This window comes from Desulfobacter curvatus DSM 3379 (assembly GCF_000373985.1).
Taxonomy (GTDB): Bacteria; Desulfobacterota; Desulfobacteria; order Desulfobacterales; family Desulfobacteraceae; genus Desulfobacter; species Desulfobacter curvatus.
Map to the genome: position 1 here is coordinate 1 of NZ_KB893036.1, position 1,337 is coordinate 1,337.

The 1,337-nt window shown below is 41.6% G+C and carries 1 protein-coding gene and 1 pseudogene; one reads left to right on the top strand and one right to left on the bottom strand.

What is annotated here, in order from left to right; all coding sequences use genetic code 11:
* Positions 1-322 precede the first annotated feature (322 nt).
* A pseudogene (locus tag B147_RS0110220) lies at positions 323-532 on the bottom strand (transposase); the annotation flags it as partial.
* Between the two features lie 118 nt (positions 533-650).
* Between B147_RS0110220 and B147_RS28080 the strand changes: the two are divergent.
* On the top strand, positions 651-1,322 hold the full coding sequence (locus tag B147_RS28080; protein ID WP_020587110.1) for an IS5 family transposase: 672 nt from the start codon (positions 651-653) through the stop codon (positions 1,320-1,322).
* Positions 1,323-1,337: the final 15 nt, after the last annotated feature.

Sequence of the window (1,337 nt, forward strand, 5' to 3'; positions counted from 1 at the left end):
ATTAGTTTATGGCATTTGTTATGATGTCGATGGTCTTCTATTTTTGCAAAAAATTTATCTATTGATTTGTCATGCATTGGCAACTCCCTATTTTTCTTGCCTATATAGATACACTATGTAATAGAAAAAATCTAGTGCAAATATCTCTTTTATTATCAAATGGTTACAATTTTTGACAATATATCCATTTGCCTTTGAAATTTTAGGCAAGGCTTAGCCTACCTTTACAATTTTTTACATGCGATAGCCCTGGGAAAATAAACAGGGCTAACGCATGTAAAACTTCTGAGTTGCCTATGCTCCTGGTGTTAACCTACCCCAGTCATGCAAACATCACGTCCTCCAAATACTGCGTATCCATTGCTGCATTTAATCTTTTTGACTTGATGCTTCCTTTAAAACTTTTATTTTCTTTGAGCAGATTTAAAGCAATATGCCGAATTGCCGCAAAGTTCTCTGGCCCGAAGCCTTTCCGTATCCTGCTCTCATCTTCCCGGAAAGCGATATCCAATACCCAATGAAGAGAATTTTCGGGCTTGATCATAACATCGGCCAAGAAGTATGCCCTCAGAAAGCTTACGTTCTGTTGACATTTGTTGAAGTATCCATAATTTGCCTTCCTTAATATTAGCCATCCGGAGGGATAACTCATGGGAAACGCAAATCTTACGGATCTTATTTGGCATAAAATTTGGGTATTTCTTAAAACCCTAAAAACGATCTATATAGGCGCGGAAGAATCCTGCCGAAAGTTTATTGAAGCAGTCCTTTGGATCCTTCGTAGTGGTGCGCAATGGCGATTACTGCCACCAGAGAGAGGCAAGTGGAACAGTGTATACAAACGTTTCATTAGATGGGGGGATAAAGGTATTTGGGATGCCATGCATTCCCATTTTTCCGATGATCCAGATATGGAATGTATTATGATTGACGGTACTATAGTACGTGCACATGCTTGCGCGGCTGGAGCCCCACAGAAACGCCTTAGTGATCCTCCGGATCAGGCTCTTGGGCGCTCGAAAGGCGGCTTTACAACAAAAATTCACGTAATGTGCGATGCTCTCGGCAATCCGTTGAATTTCATCCTCACAGGTGGACAAGCAGCCGACGTAACCCAAGCCTATACTCTTATTGAAGGTGTACGGGCTACATATGCATTGATGGATAGAGCTTATGACGCAGATAAACTCATTGAACAGCTTAAGCAACAGGGGATTATTCCTGTTACTAAAGTTTCCTGTTATCCCGGATGGCCACCCAAACTCCCCCACTTGTGGCCACCCCAAAATCCCCCACCTAAACGTCAGCAAAATCTGTTGTAATCGCTGATAATCAAA